The following is a 22,514-nucleotide window of genomic DNA, read 5'->3' on the forward strand; positions in this document are numbered from 1 at the left end:
GATGAGGAGAGACGGTTGAGCGCAGCGGAGCTGAAGAACCTGCCCCCGGTACCGGCATCTGGGGCTTCTGACATGGCGCACATCGTACTGACTTTCGACAACAACAAGCTTGCCAGCGCCCTTTACGGCCAGTTCGACGAGAACCTCGCCCGGCTCGAGCAGAAACTGGGCGTCGACATCCGCTCGCGCGGCAACCAGCTGACCATCAAGGGGTCGGCTTCCGCCGCCGAGCAGGCCCGCCGCGCGCTCGACAACCTCTACGGCATCCTCCAGAAGGGGGTGGATATCGGCCAGTCCGATGTCGACGGCGCCGTGCGCATGGCGGTCGCCGCCGATGACCAGCTCACGCTGCCGACGCTGGAGCGCAAGGGCAAGGTCTCGGCCGCCCAGATATCGACGCGCAAGAAGACGATCTACGCCCGCTCGCTCACGCAGGATGCCTATATGCGGGCGCTGGAGCGCTCGGAGCTGGTGTTCGGCATCGGCCCGGCCGGCACCGGCAAGACCTATCTGGCGGTGGCGCATGCGGCGATGCTGCTCGAACGCGGCATGGTCGAGCGCATCGTGCTGTCGCGGCCTGCCGTCGAGGCCGGCGAGCGGCTGGGTTTTCTGCCCGGCGACATGAAGGAGAAGGTCGATCCCTATCTGCGGCCGCTCTATGACGCGCTCTACGACATGATGCCGGCCGACAAGGTCGAACGCGCCATTGCCGCCGAGGTGATCGAGATCGCGCCGCTCGCCTTCATGCGCGGCCGCACGCTGGCGCATGCCGCCGTCATCCTCGACGAGGCGCAGAACACCACGCCGATGCAGATGAAGATGTTCCTGACCCGTCTGGGCGAAAATTCGCGCATGATCGTCACCGGCGACCCGACGCAGATCGACTTGCCGCAGAACACCAAGTCCGGCCTTGTCGAGGCGCTCCGGATCCTCGACGGTGTGACCGGCATGGTGACGGTCCGCTTCAATGAAGGCGACGTCGTCAGGCATCCGCTGGTCGCCGAGATCGTCAAGGCCTACGACCGTGACGGCAAGCTCGCCCGCGGCTTGGGGACCGAAGGCTGATTTGATCGAGCGACCTCATGGTTGAGCCCGAAACGCCGAACGGGCCGGCTCCGCCGCTGCCCGTCGACATCGATCTGACGGTCGAGGCCGGGCATTGGCCGGACGAAGCCGAGCTTGTCCGGCTGGTCGGCGCCGCCGCCGCCGCGGCATTCGCCGAGATGGGTGTGGCTGGCCATTCCGAACTCAGCGTCGTTTTTTCCGACGATGCTCACATCCAGGCGCTCAACGCCAACTGGCGCGGCAAGGACAAGCCCACCAACGTCTTGTCTTTTCCGGCTTTTCCTTTCCCCAAGGGCGGTCCGCTGCCGCCGATGCTCGGCGATATCGTGCTGGCCGCGGAGACGGTGGCGCGCGAGGCGGCACTGGAAGACAAGCCGCTGGAGAACCATATTTCCCATCTCGTCATCCACGGCCTGCTGCATCTCATGGGCCATGATCACGAGATCGACGCGGAGGCCGAGGAGATGGAGGCGATCGAGCGCGCCGCGCTCGCCAGACTTGCCATTCCCGATCCCTATGCGTAACTACTTCTAACCAATTGACCGGACGAAGATGAACGACAAACCAGAGACTGCCGCCCGCGCCGACGCCGGCAGTGCGACCAAGGCTTCCGATACGTCGGAAGAGGGATCAAGTCCGAGTACCGTTACCCCTGGTGTTGCCAACACCGGCAGCGCCGCCAGCGAGCCGTCGCCTGCCGGCCCTTCCCTGTTCAACCGCGTTCTGGGCCTGTTCAGGCAACGCAACGGAACCAGCCTGCGCGAGGAGATCGCCGGCGCGCTCGCCGAGACGACGAGCGATGTCGAATCCTTCTCGCCGGGCGAACGCGCCATGCTCAACAACATCCTGCGGCTGCGCGAGGTGCGCGTCGAGGACGTCATGGTGCCGCGCGCCGACATCGAGGCGGTCGAGATCGCGACCACGCTTGGCGATCTGCTTGGCATGTTCGAGCAGTCCGGCCATTCTCGCATGCCGGTCTATGCCGAGACGCTCGACGACCCGCGCGGCATGGTCCATATCCGCGACGTGCTGGCCCATATCACCAAGATTGCGCGCGTCAGGAAGGGCCGGGCGACCAGGAAGACACCCGCCGCCACGGTTCTCGACCTCACCCAGGTCGACCTCTCGCGCACCATAGGCGAACTGAACCTGATCCGGCCGGTGCTGTTCGTGCCCCCGTCCATGCTGGCCTCCGATCTGATGGGCCGCATGCAGACGACCCGCACGCAGATGGCGCTGGTCATCGACGAATATGGCGGCACCGACGGGCTTGTCTCGCTCGAGGACATCGTCGAGATGGTGGTCGGCGACATCGAGGACGAGCATGACGACGACGAGCCGCTGATCACCCAGACCGGTGAAGGCGTGTTCATCGTCGACGGCAAGGCCGAGATCGACGAGGTTGCCAAGATGATCGGCGGGGATTTCGCCGCCGGCGAACATGGCGAGTATGTCGACACCATCGGCGGCATGATCTTCAACACGCTTGGCCGGGTGCCGGCGCGCGGCGAGGTGGTGCAGGCCATCCCTGGCTTCGAGTTCCATGTGCTCGACGCCGATCCGCGCCGCGTCAAGCGCGTGCGCATCGTGCAGAACCAGAAGGGCGAACGCCGCCGCCGCGCCGCGGCGCGCACCGAGCAGGCTTAAGCGCCCGCGGATGACCGAAGACCCCTTCAAGCATGCCGTCTTGGCGGCAGGCCACCCGAAGTTTGGAGCGCAGGCCTCGGCCTGATAAATCTGCTGCCGTGATTCGCACGACTCGGAACCATGCATGAACCGCCTGGCCGGCCGGATAATTCTGTTTTGGGGTTGGCGGCGTGCGCTCGTGGCGTTCCTCGCAGGCGCCCTGGCGGTGCTCGGCCAGGCACCGTATGATTTCTTTGCCGCTTGTTTCATTTCGTTTCCGCTGCTGGTCTGGCTGCTCGACGGGGCGACCGGTGAGGCCTCGGGCAGCCTTTTTGCGCGGCTGCGGCCCGCCTTTGCCGTCGGCTGGTGGTTCGGCTTCGGCTATTTCCTCGCCGGCCTGTGGTGGATCGGCTCGGCCCTGCTGGTAGAGGCCGACAGTTTCGCCTGGGCGCTGCCCTTCGCGGTGGTCGGCATTCCCTTTGCATTGGCCTTCTTCTACGGCTTTGCGGCCATGGTCGCCCGGCTCCTGTGGAGCAACGACATCGGCCGCATCGCGGCCCTGGCCGCCGCCTTCGGCTTGGCCGAATGGCTGCGCGGCTTCCTGTTCACCGGCTTTCCTTGGAATGCGATCGGCTACGCGGCGATGCCGGTGCCCCTGCTGATGCAGAGCGTCTCGGTCACCGGCATGGTCGGCATGAACGTGCTCGCCGTGTTCGTCTTCTCGCTGCCGGCGCTGCTGGCGGCGCGCACCCATCTTCGTCTTGGCGTCGCGCTGCTTGTCGTGCTGGTCGCCGCTCATGCCGGCTTCGGCTATCTCAGGCTCAACGCTCCGGCCGCGCCTGCGACCCGCACGATCGATGCGCGCATCGTCCAGCCGGCCGTCGACCTTTCGGAAAAGTGGGACGCCTCGGTACGCGACCGCATCTTCGCCACCTTGATAGGCCTGTCGGCCAAGGCGCCGGACCCCGGCCATGAAAAGCCGAAACTGATCCTGTGGCCCGAAACCTCGGTCCCGTTCCTCCTCACCGAGCGGCCGGACGCGTTGACCGCACTGGGCGACATGCTGGACGCCGGCCAGATGCTGATCGCCGGCGTCGTGCGCGAGGAAGGCGGCCCGGCGGCCGGTGCCGGCAGCCGCTACTACAACTCCGTGGTGGCGATCAACGACAAGGGCGAAATCGCTGACGCCGTCGACAAGGTCCATCTGGTGCCGTTCGGCGAATACCTGCCTTTCGCCGACCTGCTCGACCGTTTCGGCATCGAACAACTGGTCGCTGGCCCGGTGACCTTCACGGCAGGCAATGAGCGTCATGCGATCACGCTGCCGGACGGCGTCCGCGCCCTGCCCTTCATCTGTTACGAGGTGATCTTTCCCGAGTTGGTGGCGGTTGACGCAACGTCAGCGCAGCTTATTGTCAACGTTACCAACGATGCGTGGTTCGGCGATACGCCGGGTCCCTATCAGCATTTCCGGCAGGCTCAGATTCGCGCGGTGGAGAACGGGTTGCCCTTGTTGCGTGCGGCCAATAACGGCATCTCGGCGGTTGTCGACTCACGCGGGCGCATCGTCGATGCGTTGGCGATCGACGCGCGCGGGGCCATCGATGTCCGTGTGCCAATCTCGCGGCAGGCGGTCGTGTCCGCCGGCCAGCTGCGCATTAACGGAATGCTGATCATGTTGCTGTTTGCCCTGACTGCCGTCCTGTTCAATGTAAGGCAAAGGCTACGGGTGAATTGACAGTCGACACATTAGAAACTCATACTGTAACGCCTGAAAATTTCTCGAAGTCGGTGGATCGTTCTGTTGGGGCAGTCGCCTCCGGCTTTGTTTGGGTAGGAAAAAAATCACAAAGCCGAAAAAATTCGGCGAGGAAAAAATGACAGAAGATAACAAGAAGAAACCGAATCCGATCGACATCCATGTTGGAAGTCGCATCCGGCTTCGCCGCAATATGTTGGGAATGAGCCAGGAAAAACTAGGCGAGAACCTCGGCATCACATTTCAGCAGATACAGAAATATGAAAAGGGCACCAACCGTGTCGGCGCAAGCCGCCTGCAGGCGATAGCATCCATACTCGGCGTGCCTGTCGCCTTCTTTTTCGAGGATGCGCCGGGCCAGGAGAGCCCGGCCGGCCGCGGATTCGCGGAGGATGCTTCGATGGCTTTCGCCGTGGAATTCTGCGGCAGCCCGGAGGGCCTTCAGCTCAACCGGGCCTTCGTCAAGATCGCCGACGTCAAGGTGCGTCGCAGGATCATAGACCTGGTGAAGTCGCTGGCGTCCGAAGATTCCGACTGATCCGCAACAGGACTCGAACCGGCGGCATTCCGGCCGCTGGTGGTACAAAATATCGACATCGACATTCATGCCAGAAGGGCGGCACCGCTTGACGAGCGGCGCTTCGCCCCGCTAACACGTGGCGCGCCAAATCGGCAGCCTGCCGATCGTTTTTTCAAGAGGGGACACCCGTGACGCGGCAGAACTACTTCTTTACCTCGGAATCCGTTGCCGAGGGCCATCCCGACAAAGTCTGTGACCGGATCTCCGACGAGATCGTCGACCTGGTCTACCGTGAGGCCAAGAAGACGGGCATGGACCCGTGGAAAGTCCGCGTCGCCTGCGAGACGCTGGCGACCACCAACCGCGTCGTCATCGCCGGCGAGGTGCGCGTCCCCGAGACGCTGCTGAAGAAGGACAAGGAAGGCAACATCCTCAGGGATGCCGCCGGCCATCCGGTCGTCAACCCGGCGAAGTTCAAGTCGGTCGCCCGCAAGGCGATCCGCGAGATCGGCTATGAGCAGGCCGGCTTCCACTGGAAAAAGGCCAAGATCGACGTTCTGTTGCATGGCCAGTCGCCCGACATCGGCCAAGGCGTCGACAATGCCTCCGACCGGCAGGGCGAGGAGGGTGCCGGCGACCAGGGCATCATGTTTGGCTATGCCTGCCGCGAGACGCCGGACCTGATGCCGGCGCCGATCTACTACAGCCACAAGATCCTCGAACTTCTGGCCGCCGCCCGCCACCAGAACAACGGCGATGCCGGCAAGCTCGGGCCGGACGCCAAGAGCCAGGTCACCGTCCGCTATATCGACGGCAAGGCCGCCGAGGCGACGCAGATCGTGCTGTCGACCCAGCACCTCGATGCGAGCTGGGATTCCAAGAAGGTGCGCAAGGTCGTCGAGCCCTATATCCGCGAGGCACTGGGTGACCTCAAGATCGCCGACGACTGCATGTGGTACATCAATCCGACCGGCAAGTTCGTCATCGGCGGGCCTGATGGCGACGCCGGGCTGACCGGCCGCAAGATCATCGTCGACACCTATGGCGGCGCCGCGCCCCATGGCGGCGGCGCCTTCTCGGGCAAGGACACCACCAAAGTCGACCGTTCGGCCGCTTATGCGGCGCGCTACCTGGCCAAGAACGTTGTGGCGGCGAAACTTGCAGACCGCTGCACCATCCAGCTTTCCTACGCCATCGGCGTCGCCCAGCCCTTGTCGGTCTATGTCGACCTGCACGGCACCGGCAAGGTCGACGAAGCAAGGCTCGAGGAGGCGCTGCGCAGCGTGATGGACCTGTCGCCGTCCGGCATCCGCCGCCACCTCGACCTCAACAAGCCGATCTACGCCAAGACCTCGTCCTACGGTCATTTCGGCCGCAAGGCCGGCCGCGATGGATCTTTTTCCTGGGAAAAGACCGATCTCGCCAAGGCGCTCAAGGATGCCGTCGCTGCCTGAGGGCGGCGACGGGGCCTTGATCAGCCGATGAACTCCGGAGACAGGCCAAGCCGCGCGACAGAAGCCTTCTTCGGCCGTCGGCGCGGCAAGCCGGTTCGCCCGCAGCAGGCGGCGGCGCTGCAAAGCGGCCTCGACACCTATCGGCTCGATCTGACGACCGAGGCGCCGTCGGATTTGCGGGCTCTGTTCGAAGCCGATGTTTCCGCCGTTCGCCTCGAAATCGGCTTTGGCGGCGGCGAGCATCTCCTGCATCGCGCGACCGAAGCACCGATGACCGGCTTTATCGGCGTTGAGCCCTTCGTCAACGGCATGGCCAAGATGATGATGGCGGTGCGGGAAAAGCCGCTGGCCAACCTCAGGGTCTATGACGACGACGCCACCGGACTGCTCGACTGGCTGCCGCAGGCCTCGCTCGATGGCATCGACCTGCTCTATCCCGATCCGTGGCCGAAGAAGAAGCACTGGAAGCGCCGTTTCGTCAGTCCGGTCAATCTCGAGCGTTTCGCACGCGTTGTGAAGCGTGGTGGCGAGTTCCGTTTCGCTTCCGACATCGACACCTATGTGAACTGGACCCTGCTGCATTGCCGCGCGCATGGCGGTTTCGCCTGGCAGGCTTCAGAGGCCGCCGACTGGCATCGCCCCTACGATGGCTGGCCAGGCACCCGCTATGAGGCGAAAGCCGTCCGCGAGGGCAGGCGGCCGGCCTACCTTACCTTCATCAGGACCTAGGCATCGGGACCTAGGCATCGGGATTTGGGCGCCCCTCGTGAGGGCGCGATCTTCAACTGTTGCGGGGACATGGAAATCGAATGTCGCCCGCTGGCCGGAGTTCAGAAACGGCCGATCTTGTCGAAAGCCGTCGGATCCATGCCGAGCCTGCGCAGATCGTGGACGCGCGGCTTGCGGCCGGCTTCCACAGCCCGCGACGCGGCTACGGCGCTGCCGAATGTGGTGAAGAGATCGCCTATGGCGGAAAAAACCTTGCGGCTGTTCATTGTCATGTCCTTTCGCGTGCGGTAACGCGCTATCGCTATCGTTTTGTGCAATGCAACACAGATAGGAGCGCGGCTTGAGGACCAACAAGGGCCGTTGCCGCATGGATGGCATGCACCTGGCGCAAGCCCAATGCACCGGACATGCGCGCAGTTGGGACGGCGGGCTTGAAACACGGGGGCGGATCGTCTATATCAGCCTCAAATTCTTGGTCGGTATGACGAAGAGTGGGTCCACCCGGTCCCGCTCTTTTTTATTACCTGCCGACGGCTAGAGAATGATCGACAGGAATCGAATGACGTCAACGGCAAGCGAGAGCGACGATCGCATCATCCGCGAAAGCGGCATCGATGCGCGCATCGCGCTGATCGTCCAGCCGGTGCTGCGCGGCATCGGCTTTCGCCTTGTGCGCGTGCATCTGTCCGGCCAGAACGGGCTGACGCTGCAGATCATGGCTGAGCGCGAGGATGGCACCATGACCGTCGAGGATTGCGAAGAGGTGAGCCGTGCGGTGTCGCCGGCGCTCGACGTCGACGATCCCATCGAGAAGGCGTATCATCTCGAAGTCTCATCGCCCGGCATCGACCGGCCGCTGGTGCGCAAATCGGATTTCGTGACCTGGACCGGTCATCTGGTGAAGATGGAAACATCGGTCGTTGTCGCGGATCGCAAGCGCTTCAAGGGCAAGATCGCCGAAGCCGGTGAGAACGATGTGCTGATCGAGCGCGACAAGGCGGCCTACGGTGAGGAGCCGACAGTGCGCGTGCCCTACGACGCCATTGCCGAAGCCCGGCTGATCCTGACCGACGACCTCATCCGTGATGCGTTGTCGAAGGACAACAGGGCGCGCAAGGAAGCCAGGAAACGCCGCGGCGAACCGGACGACGACGTACCGGAGGGTGCGGATTCGGGCGCTACGGAAGAACACGAACAGGAAAGTTGATTGAGCTGCCAGGCCCCAAGGGCCGGCAAACAGGCTCGGGAGAAAAAACATGGTTGTAAGCGCCAACAGACTTGAACTGCTGCAGATTGCCGACGCGGTCGCGCGTGAAAAGTCGATCGACAAGTCGATCGTCATCGCCGCCATGGCCGATGCGATCCAGAAGGCGGCACGCTCGCGTTATGGCCAGGAGACCAACATCCGCGCCGACATCAACCCCAACACCGGTGAGATGAAGCTGCAGCGACTGATGGAAGTGGTCGAGAAGGTCGACGACTACGCCACGCAGATCGCCATTTCCTCGGCGCGCGAGCGCAATCCCGACGCCCAGCTCGGCGACTTCATCGCCGAACAGCTGCCGCCGATGGATTTCGGCCGCATCGCCGCCCAGTCGGCCAAGCAGGTCATCGTGCAGAAGGTGCGCGAGGCCGAGCGCGACCGCCAGTATGATGAATACAAGGACCGCATCGGCGAGATCGTCAACGGAACCGTCAAACGCGTCGAATACGGCAATGTCATCGTGGATCTCGGCCGTGGCGAAGCGATCATCCGCCGCGACGAGCTGATCCCGCGCGAAAACTACAAATATGGCGATCGCGTCCGCGCCTATGTCTACGACGTGCGCCGTGAGCAGCGCGGCCCGCAGATCTTCCTGTCGCGCACCCATCCGCAGTTCATGGCCAAGCTCTTCACCATGGAAGTGCCGGAGATCTATGACGGCATCATCGAGATCAAGTCGGTCGCCCGCGATCCCGGTTCGCGCGCCAAGATCGCCGTCATCTCGCGCGACAGCTCGATCGATCCGGTCGGCGCCTGCGTCGGCATGCGCGGCAGCCGCGTCCAGGCGGTCGTCGCCGAATTGCAGGGCGAGAAGATCGACATCATTCCGTGGTCGCCCTCGGCCGCATCCTTCATCGTCAACGCGCTGCAGCCGGCGGAAGTCGCCAAGGTCGTGCTCGACGAGGACGCCGAGCGCATTGAAGTGGTGGTGCCGGACGACCAGCTCTCGCTGGCCATCGGCCGCCGCGGCCAGAATGTGCGCCTTGCTTCGCAGCTCACCGGCTGGGATATCGACATCCTGACCGAGGCCGAGGAATCCGAGCGCCGCCAGAAGGAATTCGTCGAGCGCTCGGCACTGTTCATGGAAGCTCTCGACGTCGACGAGATGGTCGGCCAGGTGCTTGCCTCCGAAGGCTTCACCAGCGTCGAGGAAGTCGCCTATGTCGATGCTGGCGAAATCGCCTCGATCGACGGCTTCGATGAGGATACCGCCTCGGAGATTCAGACCCGGGCCCGCGAATATCTGGAGAAGATCGAAGCCGAGCACGACGAAAAGCGCAAGGCGCTGGGCGTCAAGGACGAGCTGCGCGAAATCCCCGGCATCACCACCGCCATGATGGTGACGCTTGGCGAGGACGGCGTGAAGACGATCGAGGATTTCGCCGGCTATGCCGCCGACGACCTCACCGGCTGGAAGGAACGCAAGGACGGCGAGACCAAGGTGTATCCGGGCGTGCTGGCCGATCATGGCGTTTCGCGCGCCGATGCCGAGCAGATGGTGCTCGCGGCCCGTCTCAAGGCCGGCTGGATTTCCGAAGACGAGCTTGCAGCCGAAGAAGCGCCGGCTGACGAAGCCGTTGGTGCGTGAGGTGAAACCGCATCGCACAGAAACCGCCCTTGGACGAGATGAACGATCGCACCTGCATCGTCACCCGCAAGCAGGCCGAACCGGATGAACTGATCCGGTTCGTCGTCGGCCCGGATTCGGCCGTCGTTCCGGATCTCAAGAGAAATCTGCCCGGCCGTGGTTGCTGGGTGAGCGCCGACCGCCTACATATCGACAAGGCGGCGGCGAAGAACCTCTTCGCTCGCGCCTTCAAGGCACAGGTGATCGTACCGCCCGATCTCGGCGGCATGGTCGATGGGCTGCTTTCCAGATCCGCCCTTGGCATGCTGGGTCTCGCTCGCAAGGCAGGGGCGATCGCGCTGGGCGCCACCAAGGTGGAGAGCGCGGTGCGCGGTGGATTGGCGCTTTTCGTGCTCCACGCGACCGAAGCTTCAGACGATGGTGTGCGCAAGATCAGCCAGGCGCGGCGGGCGACCGTCCATATTGGCGGCCCCTCCATCCTTGCCTACAAACTTTTCTCCGAGGCCGAGTTGAGCTTGGCATTGGGGGGTACAAATGTGATACATGCTGCCGTCCTCGCGGGAGACGCGGGTAAGGCGGTCCAGAAGCGCATGGTTGCGCTCGACCGATATCGGGGCGGTACCCCGGACGATCTGGCAATGCTTGCGGCCGTTGCTGACGAAGATAAGGCCGCAGAGGATATGGAATGAGCGATACGAAATCGGGCGACGACAAGACGTTGAGTGTTACGCCGAAGAAGACCTTGACGCTGAAGCGCCCCGGCATGGAACAGGGCACCGTGCGCCAGAACTTCTCGCACGGCCGCACCAAGTCGGTCGTGGTCGAGACCAAGAAGCGCAAATTCTCGCTGCCCGGCGACAAGCCGGAGCCGGCGGTGGCGGCGCCCGTGTTCACCCCGAAGCCGGCGGTCGCGGCGGCTCCCGTCGTGCAGGAGGCACCCAAGGCACCGCCTCCACCTCCGCCGGCACCGGTCGAGCGTAGCGGCATGGTCTTGAACGAGCTGTCGCGTAGCGAAATGGAAGCGCGCCGCAGGGCGCTCGAAGGCTCCAAGGCCCGTGAGGTCGAGGACCGCCAGCGCGCCGTCGAGGAAGCTAAGCGCCGCGCCGAGGATGAGGAGCGCCGCAAGCGCGAGCGCGAGGAATCCGCACGCCGCCAGGCCGAGGAAGAAGCGCGGTTGCAGGCCGAGGCCGAATCCCGCCGCCGCGCCGAGGAAGAGGCGCGTCGCCGCGCGCCGCAGGCCGCCGAACTGGCGACCGCAGACGAGGAAGAAGAAGTCAAGCCGAAGCGGACTGGCGCCGGTGCGCCGGTGCGCCGTCTGGTGACGCCCGAAGTGGCGCGTCCGGCCAAGCCGACCAAGGGCGAGGAAGACCGCCGTCGCGGCAAGCTGACTTTGAACTCCGCGCTTTCCGACGAGGATGCGCGGGCCCGTTCGCTGTCGTCGATGCGCCGCCGCCAGGAAAAGTTCAAGCGCGCGATGCACAATGAGCCGCGCGAGAAGGTTATGCGCGAAGTGATCCTGCCCGAAACCATCACCATTCAGGAACTGGCGCAGCGCATGTCCGAGCGCGCCGTCGATGTGGTCAAGTTCTTCATGAAGCAGGGCCAGATCCTGAAGCCGGGCGACGTCATCGACGCCGACACGGCGGAACTGGTCGCCACTGAATTCGGGCACACGGTCCGCCGCGTCGCCGAGTCCGACATCGAGGAAGGCCTGTTCAACATCGCCGACCGTCCGGAAGACCTGGTGTCGCGTCCGCCTGTCGTGACCATCATGGGCCATGTCGACCACGGCAAGACCTCGCTGCTCGATGCGATCCGCAACGCCAATGTCGTCTCCGGCGAGGCCGGCGGCATCACCCAGCATATCGGCGCCTATCAGGTCGAGAAGAACGGCCAGAAGATCACCTTCATCGACACGCCCGGCCACGCCGCCTTCACGGCCATGCGCGCCCGCGGAGCCCAGGCCACCGACATTGCCATCCTGGTGGTGGCGGCCGATGACAGCGTGATGCCGCAGACGATCGAGTCGATCAGTCATGCCAAGGCGGCCGGCGTTCCGATCATCGTGGCGATCAACAAAATCGACAAGCATGACGCCGATCCGCAGAAAGTGCGCTCCGAGCTGTTGCGCCACGAGGTGTTCGTGGAATCGATGGGCGGCGAGGTGTTGGACGTCGAAGTGTCGGCGACCAAGGGCACCAATCTCGACAAGCTGCTCGAAGCGATCCTGCTGCAGGCCGAAATCCTCGACCTCAAGGCCAATCCGGACCGCACCGCCGAGGGCGTCGTCATCGAGGCGCAGCTCGACAAGGGCCGGGGCCCCGTCGCCACCGTGCTGGTGCAGACCGGCACGCTGATGCCGGGCGACATCCTTGTCGCCGGCAATGAATGGGGCCGTGTGCGCGCGCTGGTCGATGATCGTGGCGAACACGTCAAGGAAGCGCCGCCGGCGATGCCGGTCGAGGTGCTCGGCCTCCAGGGCACGCCGCAGGCCGGCGACCGCTTCGCGGTGGTGAACAACGAGGCCCGCGCTCGCGAGATCACCGAATATCGCCAGCGTCTGGCCCGCGAGAAGGCGGTTGCCCGCCATGCCGGCCAGCGCGGTTCGCTCGAACAGATGATGTCGCAGCTGCAGACGAGCGGACTGAAGGAGTTCCCGCTGGTCATCAAGGGCGACGTGCAGGGTTCGATCGAGGCGATCAACGCGGCGCTCGACAAGCTCGGCACCGACGAGGTGCGTGCGCGCATCGTCCATGCCGGCGCCGGCGCCATCACCGAAAGCGACGTGTCGCTGGCGGAGACGTCGGGTGCGGCGATCATCGGCTTCAACGTCCGCGCCAATGTGCAGGCACGCGCCGCCGCCGCGGCCGCGGGCATCGAGATCCGCTACTACTCGATCATCTACAACCTCGTTGATGACGTGAAGGCGGCTCTGTCGGGTATGCTCTCGCCGGAGCGTCGCGAGACCTTCATCGGCAATGCGCAGATCCTCGAGATCTTCGATATCACCAAGGTCGGCAAGATCGCCGGCTGCCGTGTCACCGAAGGCAAGGTCGAGCGTGGCGCGGGCGTGCGCCTGATCCGCGACAACGTCGTCATCCACGAAGGCACGCTGAAGACGCTGAAGCGCTTCAAGGACGAGGTTTCGGAAGTCCCGGGCGGCCAGGAATGCGGCATGGCCTTCCAGAACTACGAGGACATGCGCGTCGGCGACATCATCGAGTGCTTCCGCGTCGAGATGGTAACCCGCACGCTCTGAGTTCGTGCGACGTCCGTCATGCCAGGCGGTGGCCGAGAGGCTGCCGCCTGGCTAACATTTGAGACATGAGGCACGGTCCTATCCCGCGCCCCACGCTTTCAGGATCGAGAAAAATGTCCCGTTCGACCACATCAGGCCCATCCCAGCGCATGCTGCGCGTCGGCGAGCAGGTGCGCCATGCGCTGTCCGAAACCTTGCAGCGCGGCGAGATCATCGATCCGCTGGTCGAGAATGCCGTGGTTTCGGTCTCGGAAGTGCGTATGTCGCCCGACCTCAAGATCGCAACCGCCTTCATCTCGCCGCTCGGCGCCACGGACGCCGGCGCGGTGGTCGAGGCGCTCAACAGGCATGCCAAGTTCATCCGCGGCCGTGTCTCCGGCGCGCTGCGGCAGATGAAGTACATGCCCGAGTTTCGCTTCCGGCTCGACACCTCCTTCGATAATTTCGCCAGGATCAACGATCTCCTGAAATCGCCGGAAGTATCGCGCGATCTGGATGCGAACGACGACGATAAGGACAGCGAATAATGGCGCGCCGCGGCAAGAAGAAGGGCCGGCCGGTCTCGGGCTGGGTGGTGCTGGACAAGCCGGTCGGCATGGGCTCGACCGAGGCCGTCTCCAAGATCAAGTGGCTGTTCCAGGCGGAGAAGGCCGGCCACGCCGGCACACTCGATCCGCTCGCTTCCGGCATGCTGCCGATCGCGCTCGGTGAAGCCACCAAGACCGTGCCCTACGTTCAGGACGGCGCCAAGATCTACCGCTTCACCGTCGCCTGGGGGCAGGAGCGCTCGACCGACGACCTCGAAGGTTCGGTGACGAGGGACTCCGATCGGCGTCCCGCGGAGGCCGAAGTGCAGGCGCTGCTGTCGAAATACACCGGCGTCATCATGCAGACGCCGCCGCAATTCTCGGCCATCAAGATCGCGGGCGAACGCGCCTATGATCTCGCCCGCGACGGCGAGACGGTCGATATTCCCGCGCGCGAGATCGAAATCGGCCGCCTCGACATCGTCGAGCACGGGGCCGGTCATACGGTTTTCGAGGTCGAATGCGGCAAGGGCACCTATGTGCGCTCGCTGGCCCGCGATATGGGCCGCGATCTCGGCTGCTTCGGCCATATTTCTGAACTGCGCCGGATCGAGGTCGAGCCGTTCACTGCCGAGGATTTCGTCACCGTCGCCGAACTGGAGGCGGCGCGCTTCGGCGAGCAGGGTCATGGCACGCACGAACCGTCCCCCGATACGATAGAAGCGCCGATCGATTTTGGCGCGATCGATGCGCTGCTTGTCGACACCTCGGCAGCACTCGACTGCCTGCCGCAGATCGCCATCAGCGACGATGCGGCGACGAAGATCCGCCTCGGCAATCCTGTCATCATCCGCGGCCGCGACGCGCCGGTGGAGGCCGAAGAAGCCTGCGCGACCGCGCGCGGCAAGCTGGTGGCCATCGGCGCCGTCGAGCAGGGCATGTTCAAGCCCAAACGGGTTTTTGCCGGGTGAGAACCCTCATCTGATCTCTATGCGACATCTATCCGAGGGACCGCATGGCAAAGGTTGAGGCGATCAAGACACGGGCGCCGCTCAGGATCAGGCGGCCGCCGGTAGGCGCATCTCCCGGCACGCTGATCGCCGATCCCGCGGCGCGACGCTCGGAACTGCGGCTCACCCTGATCTCGCCGCAAAAGTCCAAAACGATCGACAATGCCAGCATCGACGACGTCAATGCCAATTGCGAAAAGTGGCCGGTCATCTGGCTGGACTGCACCGGCCTAGCCAATATCGAGCTGATCGAGGAGATCGGCCGCATCTTCAGCCTGCATCCGCTGGCGCTGGAGGACGTCGTCAACACAGGCCAGCGGCCGAAGGTGGATTTCTTCGAAGATCACGCTTTCGTGGTCATGCGGGTGATCGACGACGTCGCCTCGCACCGCTACGAGCAGATCGCCGTCTTCCTTGGCAAGAATTTCGTCGTCACTTTCCAGGAGCGTGAAGGCGATCCGTTCGATCCGGTGCGCAAGCGCATCGAAAGCTCGGCGCCGAACCGGCTGCGCGCCCGTGGCGCCGACTATCTCGCCTATGCGCTGATCGACGCCATCGTCGACAGCTACTTTCCGCCGATCGAGGCGGCCGGCGAACTCGTCGACAGCATCGAGGACCAGATGCTGCACGCGCCGCACAAGCATCAGATGCAGCAGCTTCATGGATTGCGGCACGACGCCAATGTGTTGAAGGGGGTTCTGTGGCCGATGCGCGACGCGCTGGCGACGCTGATCCGCAACGACGTGTCCTATGTGAAAGCCGAAACCAAGGTCTTCCTGAACGATACGCTTGACCACGCGCTGCGGCTGATCGAGTTGGTCGAGAACCAGCGCGACATGCTGACCGGCCTGATCGAGATGCATCTGTCGCTGAGCCAGGCACGCACCAACGAGGTCATCTCCTATCTGACGATCGTGTCGGTCATCTTCATGCCGCTCACGTTTCTGGTCGGCGTCTGGGGCATGAATTTCGATCCGGAGACGTCGCCCTGGAACATGCCGGAGCTGAAGGCCTATTACGGCTATCCCTTGGCTCTGCTGTTCATGGCCGTGGTGGCGGTTGGGCTGATTGCGTTCTTCAAATGGAAGAAATGGCTTTGACAGGGATAACTTGCCGTTTTGGCGTGAAAAGCCGGCTTCGTGAATTGGGCTGGTGTTTTCTTGGGAATTGCACTATATGCGCCGCAGCTTAGCGCTATGACGCTCTGCTTGCACCGGCCCCTGCTGGACGACATCCCGGCTGAGGGCGACCCGTTTCCTCGAACAGATAAGGAAAAACACGATGTCGATCACTGCCGAGCGCAAACAGGAATTGATGACTGAATTCGCAACCGCCAAGGGCGACACCGGGTCTCCGGAAGTTCAGGTGGCCATCCTTTCCGAGCGCATCAAGAACCTGACCGACCATTTCAAGGACCACAAGAAGGATAACCATTCCCGCCGTGGTCTGCTCGCTCTCGTCTCCCAGCGCCGCAGCCTGCTTGATTATCTCAAGCGCAAGGACGACACGCGCTACCAGACGCTGATCGAGAAGCTCGGCCTGCGCCGTTGACGAATTGACCGGCGGGCCCTCACAAGGGCCCGCCGGTCGCGCATTTGAGCACCGGACCAATCCGATCTCGAATGCAGGACTGGAGCGCCGCGCACCCATCCGGATGCCGGACGGACGCTCCAACAAGTTGAGTTTGCGCGTGACGCATTCCGCAAGCCGCTGCTTGTGGGTCATGCGCAGGGCCAGTCGGATCGATTGGCCAAATCCGGCTTCGAGCGTGCAGAGGGCCCCCTCGAAGCCACCCCATGGACGGTCATGGGGCAGGATTGCAGGACGCTCGTGCGGCCATCCGGCCGACATGGATCGAGCTTCCCGTTGTCTTGCCCGTGGCTGCCCGAGAAAGGAAGCCAGGGGAAGGGCACCCGCGCACGCTGAAACGGCGCGGCCCTTCCTCATATGAAGGACAAGACATGTTCAATCACCACAAAGTGGAAATCGAATGGGGCGGTCGCCCGCTCATCCTCGAAACCGGCAAGATCGCGCGCCAGGCCGACGGCGCCGTGCTCGCCACCTACGGCGAGACTAAGGTTCTCGCCACGGTCGTTTCGATGAAGGAGCCCAAGCCGGGCCTCGACTTCTTTCCGCTGACCGTCAATTACCAGGAAAAGACCTACGCCGCCGGCAAGATCCCGGGCGGCTATTTCAAGCGTGAAGGTCGTCCGAGCGAAAAGGAAACGCTGGTTTCGCGCCTCATCGACCGCCCGATCCGCCCACTCTTTGCCGACGGCTACAAGAACGACACGCAGATCGTCGTCACCGTCGTCCAGCATGATCTCGAGAACGATCCGGACATCCTGTCGATCGTCGCCACCTCAGCGGCCCTGACCCTGTCGGGTGTGCCCTTCATGGGCCCGATCGGCGGCGCCCGCGTCGGCTACATCAACGGCGAATACGTGCTCAACCCGCATGTCGACGAGATGCAGGAATCCAAGCTCGACCTCGTCGTCGCCGGCACCGCCGACGCCGTGCTGATGGTCGAGTCAGAAGCCAAGGAACTCGGCGAAGACCTGATGCTCGGCGCGGTCATGTTCGGCCATCGCGGTTTCCAGCCGGTGATCGACGCGATCATCAAGCTAGCCGAGGTCGCCGCCAAGGATCCGCGCGACTTCACCGCGCCGGACTATTCCGCTCTCGAAGCCGAGATGCTGAAGATCGTCGGCGACGAGCTTCGCGACGCGTACAAGATCACCGACAAGCAAAAGCGCTATGCCGCCGTGGACGCCGTCAAGGCCAAGGTCAAGGCGGCTTTCGCTCCGGCCGAAGGCGAAGAGCCGAAATATTCCTCCGAGCAGATCGGCAGCGTATTCAAGGAGCTCCAGGCCAAGGTCGTGCGCTGGAACATTCTCGACACCGGTTCGCGCATCGACGGCCGTGACCTGAAGACCGTGCGCAAGATCGTGTCCGAGGTCGGCGTCCTGCCGCGCACCCATGGTTCGGCGCTGTTCACCCGCGGCGAGACCCAGGCGCTGGTCGTCGCTACGCTGGGCACCGGCGAGGACGAGCAGTATGTCGATTCGCTGACCGGCATGTACAAGGAGAAGTTCCTCCTCCACTACAACTTCCCTCCCTATTCCGTCGGTGAGACCGGCCGCATGGGCTCGCCCGGCCGCCGCGAGATCGGCCACGGCAAGCTCGCCTGGCGCGCCATCCGCCCGATGCTGCCGACATCAGACCAGTTCCCCTACACGCTGCGCGTCGTCTCGGAGATCACCGAGTCCAACGGCTCGTCGTCGATGGCAACCGTCTGCGGCACCTCGTTGGCGCTGATGGACGCCGGCGTGCCGCTGGCAAAGCCCGTCGCCGGTATCGCCATGGGTCTGATCAAGGAAGGTGAGCGCTTCGCCGTGCTCTCCGACATCCTGGGCGACGAGGATCACCTCGGCGACATGGATTTCAAGGTCGCCGGCACCGTCAACGGCATCACCTCCTTGCAGATGGACATCAAGATCGAAGGCATCACCGAGGAGATCATGAAGATCGCTCTCGATCAGGCCAAGGACGGTCGCCAGCATATTCTCGGCGAAATGGGCCAGGCGCTGTCCGGCGCGCGCGCCGAGCTCGGCGAGTTCGCGCCGCGCATCGAGGTCATGCACATCCCGACCGACAAGATCCGCGACGTGATCGGTTCCGGCGGCAAGGTCATCCGCGAGATCGTCGAGAAGACCGGCGCCAAGATCAACATCGAGGATGACGGCACGGTCAAGATCGCTTCGGCGAACGCCAAGGAGATCGAGGCGGCGAAGAAGTGGATCCACACCATCGTCGCCGAGCCGGAAGTCGGCGAAATCTACGAAGGCACGGTCGTCAAGACCGCCGACTTCGGCGCCTTCGTCAACTTCTTCGGCCCGCGTGACGGCCTCGTCCACATCTCGCAGCTTGCCAACGACCGCGTCGCCAAGACTTCGGACGTCGTCAAGGAAGGCGACAAGGTGTGGGTCAAGCTGATGGGCTTCGACGAGCGCGGCAAGGTCCGCCTGTCGATGAAGGTCGTCGACCAGGCCACCGGCAAGGAAATCGTTCGCGACAAGAAGGCCGAGAGCGAAGAAAACGCCGCCTGAACGGGCTGACGGAAAAATCGAAGCGGGCGCGGCTCATGTCGCGCCCGCTTTCGTTTATGGAGCAAAGGCATGTCCGCTGAAGCGCTGAAGACGCTGTTCCATCCATTCGAGGCCGAGGCGGTCGCCTTGCCGCGAAAGGGCGAGCGCGTGCTTTTTCTCGGGGCCGAATCCGGCTTGCGGACACCGCAGGACTTCGACGCCGAGCTGCACGTGGTGCAAGGCTTCCGGCCGCACTTTCGCGCGCTGCAAGCCGCGGGCTTCACTGTCACCCCGCAAACGCAAGGCGATGGCTTTGAGGCCGCGCTGGTGCTCGCGGGCCGCCATCGCGGCCAGAACGAGCTGCGCATCGCGGAAGCGCTGGAGCGCGTCGCCGAGGGCGGATTGATCGTCATTGCCGGCGGCAAGGATGACGGCATCGCCAGCCTGCGCAAGCGCATCGACGAGCTTGTGCCGCTCGAAGGCCATCTGCCCAAATATCACGGCATCGCCTTCTGGCTTCGCCGTCCGGCCGGGGCGACGGCAGCAGCCGCGCTGCGTGCCGCCAATCCCGCCGGGCTGGTCGACGGCCGCTTCAGCACGGCGCCCGGCATGTTTTCCTTTGATCGTGTCGATGCCGGTTCGAAGTTGCTGGCCGACCATCTTCCGGCCGACCTGCGCGGCCATGTCGCCGATTTCTGCGCCGGCTGGGGCTATCTGGCGGCGGAGATGGAAGCGCGTTCGCCCGGCATCTCGGCACTTGATCTCTATGAGGCGGATTTCGGGTCTCTCGAAGCCGCCAAAGCCAATCTTGCAATGGCCAGCCAGTCGGTTGCGAAAGGTTTCTTCTGGACGGACCTGCAGGGCGAGCCGGTCGAGCGTCGCTACGACGCGGTGGTCATGAACCCGCCCTTTCATCGCAGCCGGGCGGCTGAACCGGAGATCGGCGCCGGCCTGATCCGGGCAGCGGCAAAGGCGCTGAAGCCGGGAGAACGGCTGTACATGGTGGCGAACCGCCAGCTACCCTACGAGCCCGTGCTGGCCGCTGCCTTCTCCAGCCATGCCGAGCTCGCCCGTGACGGCATGTTCAAGGTTCTTTCCGCGCGTCGCTGACACGCAACGGCGTGGCACTCAGTGCAGATTGGCGACGCGCCTCGAATCCTCGACGACATGTTCCGCGCCGGCCATGACCGCAAGCGGCGCCGGACGGCCGAACAGATAGCCTTGCACCACCTCGCAACCGGCAGCCCTGAGCAGGGTCGCCTGGTCCTCTGTCTCGACACCCTCGGCAATGATACTGACGCCGAGTGCTCGCGAGAGGCCGACAATGGTCGATACGACGGCGCCGGAGCTCGAATCCGTATCGATGCGACTGACGAAGGAGCGGTCGATCTTCAGCTTGCCGAAGGAGAAATCGATCAGGTAGCTGAGATTGGAATAACCGGTGCCGAAATCGTCAACGGCAACCGAGATGCCCATATCGGCAAGCTCTTTCAGGATGGCGGCGGCGCGGTCGCGGTCCTGCATCATGGCCGTCTCGGTGACTTCCAGCTCCAGCCGCGACGGCTTTATGCCGGTGGTCCGCATCGTGTCGCGCACGAGGCCGATGAAGTCCTTGGTCATGAACTGGACCGGCGAGATGTTGACGGCGACGAAGCAGTCGTCGGGCAAATGGCGGGCGTCGCTGCATGCCTTGCGCAGAACCCATTCGCCGATCGGATTGATCATGCCGGTTTCCTCGGCGATCTGGATGAACTCCAGAGGCGGGATCATGCCGCGTTCTGGATGGTTCCAGCGGATCAGCGCTTCATAGCCGACGATGCGGCCGCTCGGCAGGTCTAACTGCGGCTGATAGTGAAGGTCGAAATCACCGCGCTCGAATGCGATGTGCAGCTCGGATTCGACCCATTGGCGATGATCGGCGACCCGCCCCATCTCGGTATCGAAGACCGACCAGTTGCCGACTCCCCTGGCGCGCGCATTTTGCAGCGCCAGGTTGGAGCGGCGCAGGATGAGGACTGGGTCGACGCCGTCCTTGGGCATCGCCACGATGCCCACCGACAGGCTCACCGATTGCTGGTGGCTGCTTAGCTCATAGGGCTCCATCATCTCGTCGATGAGCCTCTCCACCATAGCTTCCATCGTGCCCTGGATCTGATGATCAGGAAGCAGCACCGCGAACTCGCCGGCGCCGATGCGTCCGATCAGCACGCGCTCGGGCACGCAGGCCTGCAGCCGCTTGGTGAAGGCGCGGATCAGTTCGTCGCCCTGGCTGTAGCCGATCGCGTCGTTGATCTGCTTGAACCGGTCGATGTCGATGTCGATGAGGAACATCGGGGCCCCGGTGCGGCTCGTCGCGCAGGCTGCCTCGGCGATCTTGCCGACCATTGCCGGACGCGCCAGCAATCCGGTCAGCTTGTCGAAGTGGGTTTCGTTGAAGACGAAATCAGCCGATTCATCGACGCCGGCGAAGAAAGACATCGCGGCTCCCGCCGCCGCCAGCGCGCAAAGGGCAGCCATGATCGCCACCATCACGTCCGCCGGCATGCCGGCAAAGCCGTCGCCAAGCGCGTGCTTCAGGCCCCAGATGCCGAGGATGAAACTGCCAATGCCCGAACTGGCTATGGTGATCAGCCGGAACACCGGTGTGCGGTTCGGGTTGCTGACGGCAGGCATTGAAAGTCCCCAAATTGCGGGACTTTGTAGCGGATAGGCCCTTAAAATGAGTTTCCGCGAATGCATCCAATTTTATTGGAAGGGAATTATTTCTTCACAGGAGAAAAGACTATTTCGCGAAATGGCCTATTCGCTCGCGCGATCCGTCTGCTTCAGCTCCTCGAGCGTCGGCATGGAAACGATATGATAGCCTGAATCGACATAGTGGATTTCGCCGGTGACGCCGGAAGCGAGGTCGGACAGGAGATAGAGAGCCGAGCCGCCGACCTCGTCGATGGTCACGGTGCGGCGCAGCGGAGAATTGCGCTGCTGGTAAGAGAACATGTGGCGCGCATCGGAAATACCGGCGCCGGCAAGCGTTCGCACCGGTCCCGCCGATATGCCGTTCACCCTGATGCCGCGCGGGCCGTAATCGTTGGCGAGATAGCGCACGCTGGCCTCGAGGCCGGCCTTGGCGACGCCCATGACGTTATAGTTCGGCATGACGCGCACCGAACCGGCATAGGTCAGGGTGATCATCGATCCGCCTTCCTGCATCAGGGCCGCGGCGTGGCGCGCGACCTCGGTGAAGGAGTAGCAGGAGATGACCATGGTGCGGACGAAATTGTCCCGGCTGGTGTCGGCGTAGAGGCCCTTGAGCTCATTCTTGTCTGAAAAGCCGATGGCATGGACCACGAAGTCGAGCCCACCCCAGGCCTTGCCCAAGGTCTCGAAGGTGGCGCGGACCGAGGCGCTGTCCTCGACGTCGCAGGGAACCACCAGCGCCGCACCGAGCTTGTCGGCGAGCGGCTTGACCCGGCGGCCAAAGGCGTCACCCTGGTAGGTGAAGGCAAGTTCGGCCCCATGTTCGGACAGTTTCCGGGCTATGCCCCAGGCGATCGAATGATCGTTGGCGACGCCCATGACAAGCCCGCGCTTGCCCTTCATCAATCCGTCCATGATCGCCAATCCT

At 63.8% G+C, this 22,514-nt stretch carries 20 protein-coding genes; 17 read left to right on the forward strand and 3 right to left on the reverse strand.

Annotation, left to right across the window (positions count from 1 at the left end; translation table 11 throughout):
* Window positions 1–72: 72 nt before the first annotated feature.
* From LB551_RS20340 to trmB, 7 genes are all read left to right on the forward strand, one after another.
* Window positions 73–1,065: a PhoH family protein gene (locus LB551_RS20340; protein WP_224518987.1), complete on the forward strand. Its 993-nt coding sequence runs from the start codon at window positions 73–75 to the stop codon at window positions 1,063–1,065.
* A gap of 17 nt (window positions 1,066–1,082) precedes the next feature.
* Window positions 1,083–1,589: an rRNA maturation RNase YbeY gene (gene ybeY, locus LB551_RS20345; RefSeq protein ID WP_224660266.1), complete on the forward strand. Its 507-nt coding sequence runs from the start codon at window positions 1,083–1,085 to the stop codon at window positions 1,587–1,589.
* A gap of 28 nt (window positions 1,590–1,617) precedes the next feature.
* Entirely contained in the window at window positions 1,618–2,712 is a 1,095-nt protein-coding gene (locus LB551_RS20350) for a hemolysin family protein (protein ID WP_224660267.1), read from the forward strand.
* A gap of 124 nt (window positions 2,713–2,836) precedes the next feature.
* Window positions 2,837–4,429, forward strand: a complete 1,593-nt coding sequence (gene lnt, locus LB551_RS20355; protein WP_224660268.1) for an apolipoprotein N-acyltransferase — start codon at window positions 2,837–2,839, stop codon at window positions 4,427–4,429.
* A 139-nt stretch (window positions 4,430–4,568) separates the two neighbouring features.
* A complete protein-coding gene (locus LB551_RS20360) occupies window positions 4,569–4,988 on the forward strand; it encodes a helix-turn-helix domain-containing protein (protein WP_140496800.1) in 420 nt (139 codons plus the stop codon).
* 170 nt (window positions 4,989–5,158) lie between these two features.
* On the forward strand, window positions 5,159–6,424 hold the full coding sequence (gene metK / locus LB551_RS20365) for a methionine adenosyltransferase (RefSeq protein WP_140550091.1): 1,266 nt from the start codon (window positions 5,159–5,161) through the stop codon (window positions 6,422–6,424).
* A 27-nt stretch (window positions 6,425–6,451) separates the two neighbouring features.
* Window positions 6,452–7,153: a tRNA (guanine(46)-N(7))-methyltransferase TrmB gene (gene trmB / locus LB551_RS20370; RefSeq protein ID WP_224660269.1), complete on the forward strand. Its 702-nt coding sequence runs from the start codon at window positions 6,452–6,454 to the stop codon at window positions 7,151–7,153.
* Window positions 7,154–7,254: 101 nt separating this feature from the next.
* On the opposite strand, the gene LB551_RS20375 is transcribed toward trmB, so the two are convergent.
* Complete coding sequence (locus tag LB551_RS20375) at window positions 7,255–7,419, reverse strand: hypothetical protein (protein ID WP_140550089.1); 165 nt, start codon at window positions 7,417–7,419, stop codon at window positions 7,255–7,257.
* A gap of 293 nt (window positions 7,420–7,712) precedes the next feature.
* On the opposite strand from LB551_RS20375, the gene rimP reads away from it, so the two are divergent.
* The 10 genes from rimP (at window position 7,713) to LB551_RS20425 (ending at window position 19,999) form a co-directional block, all read left to right on the forward strand.
* Complete coding sequence (rimP, locus tag LB551_RS20380; protein WP_224660270.1) at window positions 7,713–8,360, forward strand: ribosome maturation factor RimP; 648 nt, start codon at window positions 7,713–7,715, stop codon at window positions 8,358–8,360.
* 49 nt (window positions 8,361–8,409) lie between these two features.
* On the forward strand, window positions 8,410–10,005 hold the full coding sequence (gene nusA / locus LB551_RS20385; protein WP_140496790.1) for a transcription termination factor NusA: 1,596 nt from the start codon (window positions 8,410–8,412) through the stop codon (window positions 10,003–10,005).
* A gap of 38 nt (window positions 10,006–10,043) precedes the next feature.
* Window positions 10,044–10,694, forward strand: coding sequence for an RNA-binding protein (locus tag LB551_RS20390; protein ID WP_224660339.1), 651 nt, complete (start codon window positions 10,044–10,046; stop codon window positions 10,692–10,694).
* Entirely contained in the window at window positions 10,691–13,264 is a 2,574-nt protein-coding gene (gene infB, locus LB551_RS20395) for a translation initiation factor IF-2 (protein WP_140513170.1), read from the forward strand. The genes LB551_RS20390 and infB overlap by 4 nt, the downstream gene beginning before the upstream one ends.
* A gap of 113 nt (window positions 13,265–13,377) precedes the next feature.
* A complete protein-coding gene (rbfA, locus tag LB551_RS20400; protein WP_224660271.1) occupies window positions 13,378–13,791 on the forward strand; it encodes a 30S ribosome-binding factor RbfA in 414 nt (137 codons plus the stop codon).
* A complete protein-coding gene (gene truB, locus LB551_RS20405; protein WP_224660272.1) occupies window positions 13,791–14,762 on the forward strand; it encodes a tRNA pseudouridine(55) synthase TruB in 972 nt (323 codons plus the stop codon). The genes rbfA and truB overlap by 1 nt, the downstream gene beginning before the upstream one ends.
* 44 nt (window positions 14,763–14,806) lie before the next feature.
* Window positions 14,807–15,901 carry a magnesium/cobalt transporter CorA gene (gene corA, locus LB551_RS20410; protein WP_140550085.1) on the forward strand — a complete coding sequence of 365 codons (1,095 nt, stop codon included), beginning with the start codon at window positions 14,807–14,809 and terminating at the stop codon, window positions 15,899–15,901.
* Window positions 15,902–16,040: 139 nt separating this feature from the next.
* Window positions 16,041–16,352, forward strand: a complete 312-nt coding sequence (gene rpsO, locus LB551_RS20415) for a 30S ribosomal protein S15 (protein WP_281405124.1) — start codon at window positions 16,041–16,043, stop codon at window positions 16,350–16,352.
* Window positions 16,353–16,762: 410 nt separating this feature from the next.
* Window positions 16,763–18,910 (forward strand): polyribonucleotide nucleotidyltransferase, encoded by a 2,148-nt coding sequence (gene pnp / locus LB551_RS20420; protein ID WP_224660273.1) that lies wholly within the window; start codon window positions 16,763–16,765, stop codon window positions 18,908–18,910.
* A gap of 69 nt (window positions 18,911–18,979) precedes the next feature.
* Window positions 18,980–19,999, forward strand: coding sequence for a class I SAM-dependent methyltransferase (locus tag LB551_RS20425; protein ID WP_224660274.1), 1,020 nt, complete (start codon window positions 18,980–18,982; stop codon window positions 19,997–19,999).
* Between the two features lie 18 nt (window positions 20,000–20,017).
* On the opposite strand, the gene LB551_RS20430 is transcribed toward LB551_RS20425, so the two are convergent.
* Together LB551_RS20430 and fabI are read right to left on the reverse strand one after the other, a co-directional pair.
* Window positions 20,018–21,562, reverse strand: coding sequence for a putative bifunctional diguanylate cyclase/phosphodiesterase (locus LB551_RS20430; RefSeq protein WP_224660275.1), 1,545 nt, complete (start codon window positions 21,560–21,562; stop codon window positions 20,018–20,020).
* Between the two features lie 126 nt (window positions 21,563–21,688).
* Entirely contained in the window at window positions 21,689–22,501 is an 813-nt protein-coding gene (fabI, locus tag LB551_RS20435) for an enoyl-ACP reductase FabI (protein WP_224660276.1), read from the reverse strand.
* Window positions 22,502–22,514 lie beyond the last annotated feature (13 nt).

Source organism: Mesorhizobium sp. BR1-1-2, assembly GCF_020165435.1.
Taxonomy (GTDB): domain Bacteria; phylum Pseudomonadota; class Alphaproteobacteria; order Rhizobiales; family Rhizobiaceae; genus Mesorhizobium.